This is a genomic window from Methylobacterium tarhaniae (assembly GCF_001043955.1).
Classification (GTDB): domain Bacteria; phylum Pseudomonadota; class Alphaproteobacteria; order Rhizobiales; family Beijerinckiaceae; genus Methylobacterium; species Methylobacterium tarhaniae.
The window spans coordinates 19,335-33,390 of record NZ_LABZ01000212.1 but is presented as its reverse complement, the minus strand read 5'-3'; the positions used below and the strand labels follow the sequence as shown (position 1 = coordinate 33,390).

At 72.0% G+C, this 14,056-nt stretch carries 10 protein-coding genes; 3 read left to right on the top strand and 7 right to left on the bottom strand.

Annotation, left to right across the window (positions count from 1 at the left end; all coding sequences use genetic code 11):
- From VQ03_RS25855 to VQ03_RS25840, 4 genes are all read right to left on the bottom strand, one after another.
- On the bottom strand, nucleotides 1-801 hold an 801-nt coding region (locus VQ03_RS25855), incomplete at its 3' end, for a DNA gyrase subunit A (protein ID WP_048453785.1).
- Nucleotides 802-953: 152 nt separating this feature from the next.
- Complete coding sequence (gene recO / locus VQ03_RS25850; RefSeq protein ID WP_048453784.1) at nucleotides 954-1,694, bottom strand: DNA repair protein RecO; 741 nt, start codon at nucleotides 1,692-1,694, stop codon at nucleotides 954-956.
- Nucleotides 1,695-1,751: 57 nt separating this feature from the next.
- Nucleotides 1,752-3,323: a PAS domain-containing sensor histidine kinase gene (locus VQ03_RS25845; protein WP_053078733.1), complete on the bottom strand. Its 1,572-nt coding sequence runs from the start codon at nucleotides 3,321-3,323 to the stop codon at nucleotides 1,752-1,754.
- 436 nt (nucleotides 3,324-3,759) lie between these two features.
- The gene (locus tag VQ03_RS25840; protein WP_048453783.1) at nucleotides 3,760-4,491 is read right to left on the bottom strand and encodes an SGNH/GDSL hydrolase family protein; all 732 of its coding nucleotides are present in this window, start codon (nucleotides 4,489-4,491) and stop codon (nucleotides 3,760-3,762) included.
- A 199-nt stretch (nucleotides 4,492-4,690) separates the two neighbouring features.
- Between VQ03_RS25840 and VQ03_RS25835 the strand changes: the two genes are divergently transcribed.
- Complete coding sequence (locus VQ03_RS25835; RefSeq protein WP_048453782.1) at nucleotides 4,691-5,713, top strand: hypothetical protein; 1,023 nt, start codon at nucleotides 4,691-4,693, stop codon at nucleotides 5,711-5,713.
- Nucleotides 5,714-5,843: 130 nt separating this feature from the next.
- Here the strand turns inward: VQ03_RS25835 and VQ03_RS25830 are convergent, their stop codons facing one another.
- From VQ03_RS25830 to arfB, 3 genes are all read right to left on the bottom strand, one after another.
- Nucleotides 5,844-7,589 (bottom strand): calcineurin-like phosphoesterase C-terminal domain-containing protein, encoded by a 1,746-nt coding sequence (locus VQ03_RS25830; protein WP_048453781.1) that lies wholly within the window; start codon nucleotides 7,587-7,589, stop codon nucleotides 5,844-5,846.
- A 120-nt stretch (nucleotides 7,590-7,709) separates the two neighbouring features.
- Nucleotides 7,710-9,842: a methyl-accepting chemotaxis protein gene (locus tag VQ03_RS25825; protein WP_245292197.1), complete on the bottom strand. Its 2,133-nt coding sequence runs from the start codon at nucleotides 9,840-9,842 to the stop codon at nucleotides 7,710-7,712.
- A 199-nt stretch (nucleotides 9,843-10,041) separates the two neighbouring features.
- Complete coding sequence (gene arfB / locus VQ03_RS25820; protein WP_048453789.1) at nucleotides 10,042-10,467, bottom strand: alternative ribosome rescue aminoacyl-tRNA hydrolase ArfB; 426 nt, start codon at nucleotides 10,465-10,467, stop codon at nucleotides 10,042-10,044.
- A 72-nt stretch (nucleotides 10,468-10,539) separates the two neighbouring features.
- Between arfB and VQ03_RS25815 the strand changes: the two genes are divergently transcribed.
- Together VQ03_RS25815 and pdeM are read left to right on the top strand one after the other, a co-directional pair.
- Nucleotides 10,540-13,062 (top strand): ligase-associated DNA damage response DEXH box helicase, encoded by a 2,523-nt coding sequence (locus tag VQ03_RS25815; RefSeq protein WP_157064255.1) that lies wholly within the window; start codon nucleotides 10,540-10,542, stop codon nucleotides 13,060-13,062.
- A 50-nt stretch (nucleotides 13,063-13,112) separates the two neighbouring features.
- A complete protein-coding gene (gene pdeM, locus VQ03_RS25810) occupies nucleotides 13,113-13,826 on the top strand; it encodes a ligase-associated DNA damage response endonuclease PdeM (RefSeq protein WP_048453787.1) in 714 nt (237 codons plus the stop codon).
- Nucleotides 13,827-14,056: the final 230 nt, after the last annotated feature.

The window sequence follows — 14,056 nt, the reverse complement described above, 5'->3', positions numbered from 1 at the left end:
GACGACGACGGCCCAGGTGCCGCGGCCGAGATCCTCCTTCTGCCAGCGCGCCCGCACACGGAAGCCGCCGCGCCCGGTGCGGTAGGCCTCGGCGATCGAGGCCGCGGAATCGATCACGATGCCGCCGGTCGGGAAGTCGGGTCCCTTGACGAAGGTGGTCAGCTGCTCGGAGGTCGCGGCCGGATGGGTGATGAGGTAGAGCGCGGCCTCGCACAGCTCCGCCACGTTGTGCGGCGGGATCGAGGTCGCCATGCCGACCGCGATGCCCTGCGAGCCGTTGGCCAGCAGGTTCGGGAAGGCCGCCGGCAGGACCACCGGCTCCTCTTCCTGCCCGTCGTAGTTCGGGCGGAAATCGACCGCGTCCTCGTCCATCCCCTCGAGGAGGAGACGGGCGACCTCGGTCATCCGGCACTCGGTGTAGCGCTGGGCCGCCGGGTTGTCGCCGTCGATGTTGCCGAAATTGCCCTGGCCGTCGACCAGGGGATAGCGCTGGGCGAAGTCCTGGGCGAGGCGCACCAGGGCATCGTAGACCGCGACGTCGCCGTGCGGATGGTACTTACCGATCACGTCGCCGACGACGCGGGCGCATTTCTTGTAGGCGCTGCCGGGATCGAGGCGCAGGAGCCGCATCGCGTGCAGGATGCGCCGGTGCACCGGCTTGAGGCCGTCGCGGGCATCGGGCAGCGCCCGGTGCATGATGGTCGAGAGCGCGTAGGCGAGGTAGCGCTCCTCGAGCGCCGCCTTCAGGTCGACGTTCTCGATCCCGTCGCGGTCGGAGGGTGGATCGAAGGGCTTTCCCATGGGCTGACGTCAACTCACGATTTCGGCGGTCTCATGACGAGAACATAACACGAACATCTGCCGATTGCCAGGAACGGTGTGGACCACCTCTCCGTGCATTCGGCCCGGCGGCTTCCCTCCCGCGAACCGGCCGTTCCCGGGAGCGAGGGCGCTCAGATCGCCCCGGCGGTGCCGAGCGCGACGAAACGCATCCGCTCTTCCGGCTCGGCGAGGTCGCGCGGATTCCAGATGTGCTGGTCGAGGAAATATCCCGTTAAGGTAAAGCCTTGCTTGACCTCCCGGGGCGTCGGCACGTTCAGGCCGCGGCGGTCGGGCCGGGCGACCAGGAAATCCGGCAAGGCCAGCAGCCGGTCGCGCCAGGGCTCGCCAGCAGCGGCGCTGACGGCCCGCCCGCTCTTCGGCGAGACGTAGGCGAGGTACTCGTTGGTGCCGGTGGCGGCGCAGGCCGAGAAGTCGAGGCCGAAGCCGAGCTCGGCCAGCACCGCGAGCTCGAAGCGCACCATGAGAGCCGGCGCCACGTCGGGCTCGTGCAGGTGCTCGATCAGCACCTTCGCCGCGGCGAACAGGGCGGGATGGGGATCGCGCTCGGGCAGGAGCCGCATCAGCCCGGCGGCGTAGCCGATGCCGTAGAGCGCGAGGCGCGAGCCGATCAGGCGGGCGCTGGCGCTCTCGATGGGCTCGACCGCATAGGAGCCGAGGCCCTCGTCGAGCCGCGCCCGCCAGACCGCCCGCACCAGGTTGCCGGGCTGGAGCACCGGCTGCATCCGGCGCGAGCGCCCGCCATGGACGAGGCCGAGATGCCGGCCATGGTCCGCGGTCATCAGCTCGAGGACGACCCCGGTCTCGCCGTGCCGCCGCGCCCCGAGAACCAGCCCGTCATCCGTCCACTGCATGGATGAAGAGATAAGGCGTCGGAGGACGGAACTGAACCGCCGGCGTCGGCCCGGCCGTCACGCGGCCGCCGGCAGGGTCACGGCGAACCAGATCCGCGTGCCGCGTCCCGGCTCGCTCGCTACGCCGATCCGCCCACCCATCAGCTCGACGAGGTGACGGCAGATCACCAGGCCGAGGCCGCTGCCGCCGAAGCGGCGACGAATCGATTCGTCGCCCTGGCCGAAGGGCACGAACAGCCGCTCCTGCTGCGCCGCCGACATGCCGATGCCGGTGTCGCTCACGGTGAAGACCAGCCGCCCCTCGCCGCCCCGGCTCGAATCCGGGCTCACCGCCAGGATCACCCGGCCCGCCGGCGTGAACTTCACCGCGTTGGTGAGGAGATTGAGGAGCACCTGGCGCAGGCGCCCGACATCGCCCAGCACCAGGGTCGGGGTGGTGGGATCGCGCATCACCTCCACCGCCACGCCCTTGCGGGCGGCCGCGCCCCTTGCGACCGCGGCCGTGCCCTCCAGCAGGTCGGCGAGGAGGAACGGCTCCGGATCGAGGGCGACCTGGCCGGCCTCGATCTGCGCCACGTCGAGCACGTCGTCGACGACCCGCATCAGGATCTCGCCGGCCTCCTGGACGGCGGCGAGGTGGCGCAGGGTCTCGGGCTCGCGCGAGCGGGAGAGCATGTGCTCGGTGTAGCCGAGGACGGCGTTGAGGGGGTTGCGGATCTCGTGGCTCATCATCGCCAGGAAGTCCGACTTCGCGCGGTTGGCCTGCTCGGCCCCCTCCTTGGCGTTGGCCAGGGACTGCTCGGCGCGCTTGCGGGCGGTGATGTCGAGGGTGAGGCCGACGATGCGCCCGCTCAGGCCGTGCGCGTCGTCGAGGACGCGCCCGAGGCTCTGGATCCACCGGACGGCGCCGTGCTCGCCCGTCACCCGCACGTCGACCGAGAACGGGGTGCGGGTGGTGACGGCCTTCGTCACCGCGTCCCACAGCATGGCGCGGTCGTCGGCATGGACCAGCCCGGTCCAGGCCGAGGAGGTGATGATGCAGGCCTGCGCCGAGAGGCCGTGCAGGCGCGCGCCCTCCGCCGAGAGGGAGAGCGCGCCGGTGCGCATGTTCCAGTCCCACAGGCCGACGCCGGCGGCCTTGTGGGTGAGGAGCAGCAGGTTGGTGGTGGCTTCCAGCGCCTGGTTGTCGGCCACGACGTCGTCGACGTCGGCGGCCGTCATCATCCAGCCGGCGATCGCGGCCCCGTCGCGGAGCGGCACGACGTCGGCCTGGTGCCAGTGCCAGCGCCCGCTGGTGTCGCGCAGGCGGATCGTGAGGTCGTAGGGCTGGCCGGAGCGGATGGCGGAGGTCCGGGCCGCCGCCGCCCGGGTGCGGTCCTTCGGGTGGATGACGTCGTCCCAGCTGCCGGACTCGCCGAGGAGAGTGCCGATCTCCCGCGCAGCCCGGTTGGCGAACTGCACCACCCCCTGACAGTCGAGCATCCAGACCTTCTGCGGCAACGCGTCGAGGATCACGCGTGAGGGCAGCCCGCTCATCCCCGGCTCGCTCTCCGGAAGCGCATGGCCGAGGGCATCGCCCGGTCCTGGGACCGGGACCCCCTCGATCGGATGCGCGGTCCGCGCCGTCATCAGCTCTCCTACGCGATCGCGCCGAGCACCGGGAGGCCGGTGCCCGGGTGCCGCCCGGGCGTGGCTCCCGCCACGCTTCCGGTGCCGCCCGCGCCCGGCCGAATCGGGTAAATCCCGAAACATGCTTCTGCTAACCCAAGGGCGCGCTTTGTCCAAGAGGCCAAGACACACTCCGTAAGCTTTCCCAGGCAAAATCGCCGCCGACGCGTGATCTGCCAAGCCGATATCAAATTCATCCGGTCACTTATCGTCGCGGCGCGTCGACGAAGTCGCCGCGCCGCCCGGCAGCGCCGCCGCACAGTCGCAGGCACCATGCCGGCGGTCGAGGACAACCTCGAATCAAGTAAAGTGCCCATGCGTCACCGTCGTAGCGTGATGAGGGCACGCTCCGTTCATTGCCTGTTGCCGGATCCATCGCCGGCTCTGCCGCCGAATGTCACCGTCCCTGCGCGGCCCGCTCGGGACAGGCGGCGGCTTCGAGACGCGACGCGACGGCGTCCCGCGCCGCCACGTCGAGGCCGAGATGGACGCCGTCCGGCGATCGTCCCAGGCTCGCCGGGTCGCGCAGGTCGGCGAAGGCGTCGACGAACCGGCAGCCGGCCCGGGCGCATTCCTCCGACAGGATCGCCGAGTAGGCGGGCGCGGCGGCGGCGTCGTAGAACCGCGTCACGCCGGGCCGGGCGGCATCGAAGGGCGGAACGGCGGTCGCGACGACCATGCGGGCCCGCGGCACCAGTTCGGCGAAGAGAGCGCGGGCCTCCGCCCGGAAGTGCTCGGCCGCATCGGGATGGCCGGAGCGCTGGCGCCGGGTGAGGTCGTTCGTGCCGATCGTCACCACGATCGTCTCCGGCGGCCGCGGCAGTTCCAGCCAGCCGGCCACGGCCCGCAGCCCGGCGATCCGCGTGCCGGCGATGCCGGCATTGACGACCGGACGTCCGCACAGGACCGGAAGGTAGAGCCGCTCGATCTGCGAGTCGCCGAGGAGAAGGCCGTAAGGCCCCGGGAGTTGCCTGAGAACGCCGGAGACCGCGAAGGCCCGCGCCTCCCGGAAGGCCGCGACGCCCTGCCCATTGCCGCCGGCCCGCTGCCGGATCCCCAGGAACGCGGCGAGGCCGGCCACCAGGATCACCGCGACCAGGCCGGCCCAGATCAGTTTTCGTTTGCGCACCCGCCCTCGCGTCTCGATTGCGACGCCCCCCCGGCCGAGTACAAAAGCCGCCGCCGGCCGGGAGTCAATCGCGGGCACCGCCTGCGTTCATCGGGATATCCGGAAGTTATCCACAGGCTGGCGGTTTTCCCCGACATCTTCACGCCTGATTCGGCTGTTCTCATCATGGTTGAGGGCAGGTAATCGGAGAGCCCGCACCATGATGCCAGTGGAGATCGATCCGTCCGAGGTGCGCCAGGCGCGCAGGGACTCTCACGAGCGCTTGCGCGCCCGCCTCGGCCGTCCGGCGATGTTGGCGGCCCTGGCGGTGGTCGGTGTCGGCGGTTGTGCGGGCCTTGCCGCGGCGGCCTATCCGACGATCAGCGACATGCTGCGGCCTCGTCCCGCGCAGGTGCATTTCGGCCGCGTCGCCGAGATGCCGGAGATCAAGGACGGGATCCCGGCCCTGCGGACGAGTCCGGCCCCGACAGTGCGCCAGGTGGCGATCCCGCCCGCGCCGGCGGCGAACGCGCCCGCGACGGAGACCCCGCCGGTCGCGCCGGCTGCCCTGCTCGATCCCAAGCCGTCCGTGCCGCCGGGTTCCTGGTCGCCGGCCTCCGACGTGGCCGCGACCGGCACCGCCGCCCCGTTCCAGCCCGCTCCCCTCCAGCCCGGTGCCGCCGCCGCTCCGAGAGCGCCGGAGACCCCTCGCCCGCTGCCGGTGACGCCCCGCGAGGCCGCGGTATCGCGCGAGGTCGCCACCCCGCGAGCGGCCGCCACGCCACTGCCGCCGGCCCGGGCGGTCCAGGCCAAGATCGAGCCGGCCAAGATCGAGCCGGCCAAGGTCGAGCCGGCCAAGGTCGAGGCCAGACCTGCCACGCCGCGCGAGAAGGCCACCGAGGCGAAGGCATCAAAGCCGTCGCCGGCCCGCGAGGCCAAAGCCGAGCTGGTCAAGCCTGCTCCAGCCAAGCCTGCTCCGGCCCGGCACGCTGCGACCGCCGAGAAGCCTGTCGCCGAGAAGCGCCCGGTCGAGAAGGCCAACGGGGAGAAGCCGGCTGCGCGGCGTGAGAAGCCCGATGCGCATCAGCGGACGGCTGCCGCCCAGCCCGCCGGCGCACCGGCCGCGCCGCCCGCGGAGGAGCCGACCCGCTTCCTCGGCGTGCCCATGCCCGATTTCGCCCCGGCCGGCCGCGCCATCAAGGAGACGGTCGACGCGGTGATCTCCTTCCCGAGCCGGCTGTGACGCGCCCCGATCGCCGCGGATCGAGCCGCGAGAGCGGCGCCCGATCGCGCTGCCATCGGGCGCCGCTCTCGGTCTTTGATTTTACCGCATTTTCCGCGACGAACCGGTACCCACCTCGTCGGAAAACGCTCTAGCCGGCCCTGGCCGCGGCTCCGTCCAGCAGCTCGAGCACCAGGGCGTCGCGATGCGGCCGGCCGTACTCGTCGGCCGCCTCGACGGTGAGGCGGTGGGTGCCGGCCTTGAGATCCCGCGGCAGCCGCGCGACCCAGAGGTGGGTGGACGGCTCGGCCTTCACCCAGGATTTCTTGGTCGCGGCGTTGCGGGCATAGATCGCCGCGACGAACGGGTCCGGCCGGCGCGTCCGGACCATCGGCACGAGGGGGCCGTCGCCGATCCGGAACGAGACCCGGCTGCGCGGCCCGCCGTCGAACAGGTTCACCACCACGTTGGTGCTGCCGGCGCTCTCGGCCGGGATCGTGGCACCGAGCAGCTCGTAGAGCCGGGTGTTGGGGTGCCGGGCGAGGTCGTCGGCGTGGAACTGACTCTCCAGCACGATCCGCATCTGGCGTCCCGCATCGTCGCTCGCCGGGACGTAGCGGGTGGTGTAGTGCCGGCCGCCGGCGATGCTGAGCACATGAAACCCGTGCGGCGTGCCGTCTCGGCTGTCGGCGGTGGCGATGCCGCGCCGGTCTGGCGGGCCGCTCCACCACGAGCCCGAGACGGCGGTGAGCACGTGATGATGGTGGGCGCCCTCCCCCGTCGCTCCGGGTCTCCCGTCGGCCCCGAGATAATGGTGCTCGGTGGTGTGGGTGTGTCCGGCGACGCTGAGGGACGGGCGCCCGGCGAGCAGCCGCAGCAACTGCGCCCGGTCGGCGGTGCTGATGCCGGGATCGTCCGGTCCGAGATCGCTGGCGAGCGGGATATGCATCGCCACCACCACGAGGCGGTCGCTGGGGGTCTGCGTCAGCAGGTTCTCGACGAAGGCGAGCTGGCGCTCGCCGATCCGTCCCTCGTAGCGCCCGCCCCGTCCCGCCGTGGCGGTGGCGGCGCCCAGATAGCGGACGTTGTCGAGCATCACGAACAGCACGCCGCCATGCTCCAGCGCGTAATACGGTGCCCCGAAGGTGCGCTTGAAGGTCTCGCGGGAGTAGCGGGCGTCGGGAGCCTCGAAATTGAGGTCGTGGTTGCCGCCGAGATGGAACCACGGCACGCCGACCTGCGCGATGATCCGGTTCTGGCGCGGATAGAGCGAGAGGTCGTCGAACAGCACGTCGCCGGTGGTCATGCCGAAAGCGACCTGTTCGAACTCGCCCCCGGTGCCCAGCACCCGGGCGATTGCGGTGTCGCGCACGAAGGTCAGCTCGGCGTGGCTCTCCGGCTGCGGATCGGTGAACAGCACGACGTCGAAGTCGCCGCTCTCCGGGCTGCGCACCAGGCCGAAATCGACGGATGGCGGCAGCGGCCCGGTCGGCGCGATGCCGGGATAGCGCAAGGGGAGGTCCGGCGGCGTGCCGGCCGGCTGGTGCAGATAGGTGAAGCGCGGCAAGCCGTCGGCGCCGAGCGGCAGGGCGAAGCCCGTCGGCTTGATGACGAAGATCACCGCCTCGTCGCCCATCGGCAGGGTGTAGCGGCCCTCCGCATCGGTGCGGACGACCTCACGGCCATTCGAGACCATCACGTCGGGCAGGCCCGGATCGTCGGGCCCGCGCCGGCCCTTGCTGCCGCGATCCTCGTAGACGATGCCGGTCACCTCGGTGGTCCCCCGCGCCCGGGTGGCCTCAGCGGCGCCCTGGGCTCGGGCCGCGAGGGGGGCCAGCGCCAGGGCCGTCGCCCCGGCCAGGGTACTGCGCCGGGTCAGAGTGGTGTGGTCCGTCATCGCGGCCTCGTCCTCCCGGCAACCCCGCCGCCAGGGCGGTCGGGGCTGCGCGTTGGTCCGGCCTGAGGCAATCACGCCTCCTTGACGGTTCGGTGACGGTCCGGCGGACCTTTTATTCGCTCACGCCGCCCGCACGCGTTCCAGGAAGCGGGAGACGTCCCGGCGCAGGTCCTCGGACTGGTGCGACAGGGCGGAGGCCGCGGCGAGCACCTGGTCGGCGGCCGCGCCGGTCTCGCCTGCCGTGCCGGCGACCCCGCCGATCGTCTCGGTCACCCTCCGGGCGCCCGTCGCCGCGTGCGAGGCGTTGCGCACGATGTCGCGCGTGGCGGCGTCCTGCTCCTCGACCGCGTCGGCGATCGCGGTCGTGGTCCGGCTGACCTCCCGGATGCGGTCGGCGATGCCGCCGATCGCTGCGGCCGCCTGGCCCGTGGCCCCCTGGATGCGGCCGATCTGGCTGCCGATCTCCTCGGTGGCCCGGCCGGTCTGACCGGCGAGCTCCTTCACCTCGGCGGCGACGACGGAGAAGCCGCGCCCCGCCTCGCCGGCCCGGGCCGCCTCGATGGTGGCGTTGAGGGCGAGCAGGTTGGTCTGGCTGGCGATGGTGGCGATGATGCCGACGACGTCGCCGATCTTCGCCACCGCGCCGTTCAGCTCCTGAACCAGCTCGGCCGTGCGGCTGGCCTCGTCGGTCGCGGCCCGGGCGAGGTCCGCCGAGGCCGAGGCGCGGCGCCCGATCTCGGAAACGGACTCGCCGAGCCGGCCGGCCGCGTCGGCGACGCTGCCGACATGCCCGGACACCTCCCGGGCACCGCCCGAGGCCGCGCCGGATTCCTCCGCCGTGCGGGTCGCCGTCGCCGTCATCGACCGCGCGGTCACCTGGAGCTGGTCCGCCGAGAACGTCACCGAGTCGACCACGCCGCCGACCGTCGCCTCGAAGCGGTCGGCCATCTCGCGCATCCCGGCGAGCCGCTGCGCCTCCGCCGAGAGCCGCGCCTGCGCGGTTTCCGCCTCGAGCCGTCGGGCATGGATCATGGCGTCCTTGAACACCTGCACGGCCTCGGCCATCGCGCCGATCTCGTCGCGGCGCCCGAGCCCGGGCACCACGACGTCGAGCCGTCCGGCGGCGAGCTCGCCCATGCGGTGGGTCATCGCCCGGATCGGCCGCAGCACGCCGTGGACGACGCAGGCGAGGCCGACGACCGACAGGAGGATCGCGGCGGCCAGGATCGCGCCGTTGCGGATCACCGTCTGGCCGGCCGCCTCCGCCAGGGTCCGGGCCCGCTCGACCATCGTATCGAGCGCGACGTTGGCCAGATCGACGATCGTGCCCTGGTTGTCGGTGTCGCGCCGGCGCAGATCCTGGATCGCGATGCCGACCGGGCGGCCCGCGCCGAGGGCCTCGGCCAGGGCCCGGCGCTCCTCCTTGGCGGTGCCCGAGAAGTTGCGCGCCTGTGCGGTCTCGAAGGCGGCGACCAGGGAGCCGCCCGAGATCCTGGCGACGACCTCGACGACGCCGGCCCAGGCCTGATCGAGCCGGCCGCGTTCCTCCGCCGCCGCGATGCTGCTGGCGGGCGACCACGAGGCCGGGTTCGCCACGCCGGTCTGCACCCGCAGGGCCGCCCCGCCGGCCGCCACCCGGCTCGCCCAGGCCGCACGCTTGATCAGCCGGGCCGCGCGCAGCGCCGGATCGTCGGAGACGATCGCGTTGTCGACCGCGTCCGTCGTCGCCGTCAGGCCGTCGAGCAGCGCCCCGTAGGCGGCCGTCGCATCGGCGAGGATGGCGGGCTCCCGGGCGCTAAGCGGCCGCTCCAGGGCGGCGTTGATGCGCGGGCGCAGGGCGGCCAGCGCGCCTTGCACCTGACGCAAGCGGCCGATCGTGCCGGCGACGCTCGGCAGGTCGGTCCCGTCCAGAGCCGCGATCACCCCGAGGAAGCCCTTGTCGGCAGCGGCGCGGTTCTTGGCGAGGGCGGCCCGCATGTCCGCATCCGCCGGCGCCTCGACACCGAGCGCCGTGAGGGCGGTGCCCCGCTCGATGCGGTTGGCCAGCAACGTTCCGAGCAGCGCGCGGCTGCCGACCGACAGGGTGACCACCTTGCCCGCCTGCGCCTGCTCCCGGGCGGCGCCGATCAGCGCGCCGGCGGCCTGGGCGATCACCAGGAGGCCCATCAGACCGAGTACGACGCAGAGCATCCAGGAGACCGAGACCCTGGCAAGTGAAGGTCGGGTTATGCTGGCGTTATCTGGGTTCTTCATGACGGGCGCCGCCGATCGGGATGGTGATACGGCGCACCTTGCCCCAAAATCGGTGAATCTTCCGCAAAGGCAGAGGAGTCATATTGTGAAAGAAATTCTAATGTGGGCGGGAACGATGCCTCCTAACTTATGTTATGACGCTACGACAGGTGCCGGCATAACATTTGTTGCATCGGGGCCGGCGCGACGGCCCGGCGCCTCAATCCATGCCCGGTTTGCCGCCCCTCAGCTTCTTCACGTCCCCCCGCCGGCCCTTCTCCTCCAGCCGCCGCTTCTTCGAGGCCAGCGTCGGGCGGGTCGGGCGGCGCGGGGTCGGCGGCACGGCGGCCTCGCGGACGAGGTCGGCCAGGCGCTCCCGGGCCTCGGCGCGGTTGCGCTCCTGGGTGCGGTGGGTCTGCGCGGTGATGACCAGCACGCCGTCGGCCGTCAGCCGCCGCCCGGCCAGCTTCATCAGGCGGATCGCCACGGCGTTCGGCAGCGAGGGCGAGCGGCGCACGTCGAAACGCAGCTGAACCGCGGAAGAAACCTTGTTGACGTTCTGGCCACCCGGGCCGGAGGCGCGCACGAAGCTTTCCTCCAGCTCGGACTCGTCGAGGGTGATCCAGGGCGTGCATTCGAGACCCACGACGGCGCTCCCGAGAACGGTTCGAGGCCGCCGCCATCCCACGAAACGATCACGCGCGCTACATCGGAGGGCGTGCCGAAGAAAACCTCCCCCGATCCGTCTCCCGCCCTCCCCGCCGCCTTCGCGGCCTGGTTCGCCGCGCGTGGCTGGGCGCCGCGGCCGCACCAGCTCGCCCTGCTGGCGGCGGCACAGGCCGGGCGCTCGGCCCTGCTGGTCGCGCCGACCGGGGCCGGCAAGACGCTGGCCGGCTTCCTTCCCACCCTGGTCGCGCTGGCGGAGGGGGACGGCAAGGGAGGATTGCACACCCTCTACATCTCGCCGCTCAAGGCGCTCGCGGTCGACATCGCCCGCAACCTCGAGGCGCCGGTGGCCGGGATCGGCCTCGACTCGAAGATCCGGATCGAGACCCGCACCGGCGACACCCCGTCGCACAAGCGCAGCCGCCAGGTCGCCCGCCCGCCCCACATCCTCCTGACCACGCCCGAGCAGCTGGCGCTGCTGGTGGCGCACCGCGAGGCGGCGGAGCTGTTTTCCGGCCTCAAGCGGGTGGTGCTCGACGAGCTGCACGCGCTGGTCACCTCGAAGCGCGGCGATCTCCTCAGCCTCGGCCTCGCCCGGCTGCACCGGCTGGCGCCCGGCCTCGCCATGACCGGCCTCTCGGCGACGGTGCGCGAGCCCGACGCCCTGCGGCGCTACCTGGTGCCGCAGCAGCCCGAGCCGGCCAAGGAGGACCGGATGGCCGACCTCATCACCGTCCAGGGCGGGGCGCGAGCCGACCTGCACATGCTGGAGACCGGCCGCACCCTGCCGCTCGCCGGCCATACGGCGTGGCAATCGATGCCGGCGGTCTACGACCTGATCCGGCAGCACAAGCTGGTCCTGGTCTTCGTCAACACGAGGCTCCAGGCCGAGTACACCTTCCAGGAGCTCTGGAACCTCAACGACGACGGCCTGCCGATCGCGCTCCATCACGGCTCCCTCGACGCCACCCAGCGCCGCCGGGTCGAGGCCGCGATGGCGGCGGGGGTGCTCCGCGCCGTGGTCTGCACCGCGACCCTCGATCTCGGGATCGACTGGGGCGACGTCGACCTCGTGATCAATATCGGGGCGCCGAAGGGCGCGAGCCGGATCATGCAGCGGATCGGCCGCGCCAACCACCGGATGGACGAGCCGTCGAAGGCCTATCTGGTGCCGGCCAACCGCTTCGAGATGCTGGAATGCCGCGCCGCCCTCGACGCCGTCGAGGAGGCGGCGCAGGACACGCCCGATCCGCGCATCGGCGCCCTCGACGTGCTCGCCCAGCACGTGCTCGGCATGGCCTGCGCCGGGCCGTTCGGCGAGGACGAGCTCTACGACGAGGTGCGGGCCGCCTCGCCTTTCGCCGATCTCACCCGCGAGGATTTCGGCCTCGTCCTCGATTACGTCGCCACCGGGGGCTACGCGCTCCGGGCCTATGAACGCTTCGCCAAGATCCTGCGCGGGCCCGACGGGCTGTGGCGGGTGCGCGACGCCCGCACCGCGCAACAATATCGGATGAATGTCGGCACGATCATCGAATCGACCACCGTCAAGGTGCGCCTCGCCCGGCGCAACCGGACCAAGCCCGGCAGCGTGCTGCCGGCGGGGGGGCGGGTGCTCGGCGAGATCGAGGAGGATTTCGCCGAGACGCTGACGGTGGGCGATACCTTCCTGTTCGCGGGCGAGATCCTGCGCTTCGAGGGCCTGCACGAGGACGAGGCCCTGGTGACCCGCGGCCCTCCCGGCACCGATCCGGCGATCCCGAGCTATGCCGGCTCGAAATTCCCGCTCTCGACCTTCCTCGCCGCCCGCGTGCGGGCGCTGATCGCCGATCCGTTCGAGTGGGACCGGCTGCCGGCGCAGGTGGCCGACTACCTGGTGCAGCAGCGCCGCCGTTCCGTGCTGCCCGGCCCGCGCGACCTCCTGGTGGAAACCTTTCCGCGCGCGAACCGATATTACCTCGCCTGCTTCCCGTTCGAGGGGCGCCTCGCCCACCAGACGCTGGGGATGCTGCTGACCCGGCGCCTGGAGCGGGCCGGGATGCGGCCCTTAGGCTTTGCCGCCAACGATTACGGCCTCGCGGTCTTCGGCAGTCGCGACCTGTCGGAGCGCATCGCCCGCGAGCCCGGGTTCCTCGACGGGCTGTTTGCCGAGGACATGCTCGGCGACGACCTCGAGGAATGGCTCGACGAATCGGCGATGATGAAGCGCACCTTCCGGCAATGCGCGGTGATCGCCGGGCTGATCGAGCGCCGCCATCCGGGCCAGCGCAAGACCGGGCGGCAGGTCACGATCTCGACCGACCTGATCTACGACGTGCTGCGCAAGCACCAGCCCGGCCACCTGCTGCTGCGGGCGGCGCGGCAGGATGCGGCAACCGGACTCCTCGACGTGGCCCGCCTCGGTATGATGCTTGCGCGCATTCAGGGGCGAATCATCCACAAGGCTCTCGACCGGGTCTCGCCGCTCGCCGTGAACGTGATGCTCGAGATCGGGCGCGAGCGCGTCTACGGCGAGGGAGCGGACGAGATCCTGGCCGAGGCCGAGGCGGCGCTGCTCGACGAGGCGCTGGCGTGATGCAGGACGGACCGGAGGGCGCCCCGCTCCGCATGAAGGACGACGACACCGTGGCGCTGCCGCTGAAGCTCGAGAAGACCCACAAGACCCCCGGCGTCACCCTCGCCGGCGAGACCCTCGCCCTCGATCTCAGCGGCGGATTGTGGCTGCCGGAGCACCGTACCCTGGTGGTCTCCGACCTGCACCTGGAGAAGGGCTCGGCCTATGCCGCCCGCTCGGGCCAGTTCCTGCCGCCCTACGACACCCGCGAGACCCTGGCGACCTTGCACGAGGCGGTGGCCCGCCTCGACCCGGCCTGCGTGGTCTGCCTGGGCGATTCCTTCCACGACGCCCAGGGGCCGTCCCGCCTCGACGTGGCCGACCGCGCGCTCATCGCCGCCCTGCAGGAGGGCCGCGACTGGGTCTGGATCTCCGGCAACCACGACCGGGCGGTCCAGGACGGCATCGGCGGCCGCTTCGCCGACACCCTGACGGTCGGCGGCCTGACGCTTCGGCACGAGCCGGCCGACAAGCCCGAGACGGGGGAGGTCGCCGGCCACTTCCACCCGGTCGGCAAGGTGGCGATGCGCGGCCGCGCCGTCCGCCGCCGCTGCTTCGTCCTCGACGCGACGCGCCTGGTGATGCCGGCCTTCGGGTCGCTCACCGGCGGGCTCAACGTGCGCTCGGACACGTTCGATACGCTGTTTCCGGGCGGGTTCACCGCGCACCTGATCGGGGATGGGCGGGTCTTCGCGATCAGCCGGACGATGCTGGTGCGGGAGTGAGCGGGGCACGTCCAAGAGATCGGGATCAAGAGATCGGGATCAAGAGATCAGGATTCTGCCGAATTCACATCCCGCCGCATCCCGGGGCCGCGTAGCGGCACCCGGGATCCGTGACCGCCGATTCTCCAGGATGACGCGGAATGCATGCCGCCGGGTTCTTCACGGTCAGCGGTGGTGGATTCCGGGTTGTCGGCTTCGCCGAGCCCCGGGATGCCGCGGAGGCTAGCATG

What these genes read in the sequence shown, in the direction of transcription:
- VQ03_RS25830 (WP_048453781.1), bottom strand. Translation starts at nt 7,589, where the DNA reads ATGACGGACCACACCACTCTGACCCGGCGCAGTACCCTGGCCGGGGCG.
- VQ03_RS25835 (WP_048453782.1), top strand. Translation starts at nt 4,691, where the DNA reads ATGATGCCAGTGGAGATCGATCCGTCCGAGGTGCGCCAGGCGCGCAGG.
- recO (WP_048453784.1), bottom strand. Translation starts at nt 1,694, where the DNA reads ATGCAGTGGACGGATGACGGGCTGGTTCTCGGGGCGCGGCGGCACGGC.
- VQ03_RS25825 (WP_245292197.1), bottom strand. Translation starts at nt 9,842, where the DNA reads ATGAAGAACCCAGATAACGCCAGCATAACCCGACCTTCACTTGCCAGG.
- VQ03_RS25845 (WP_053078733.1), bottom strand. Translation starts at nt 3,323, where the DNA reads ATGACGGCGCGGACCGCGCATCCGATCGAGGGGGTCCCGGTCCCAGGA.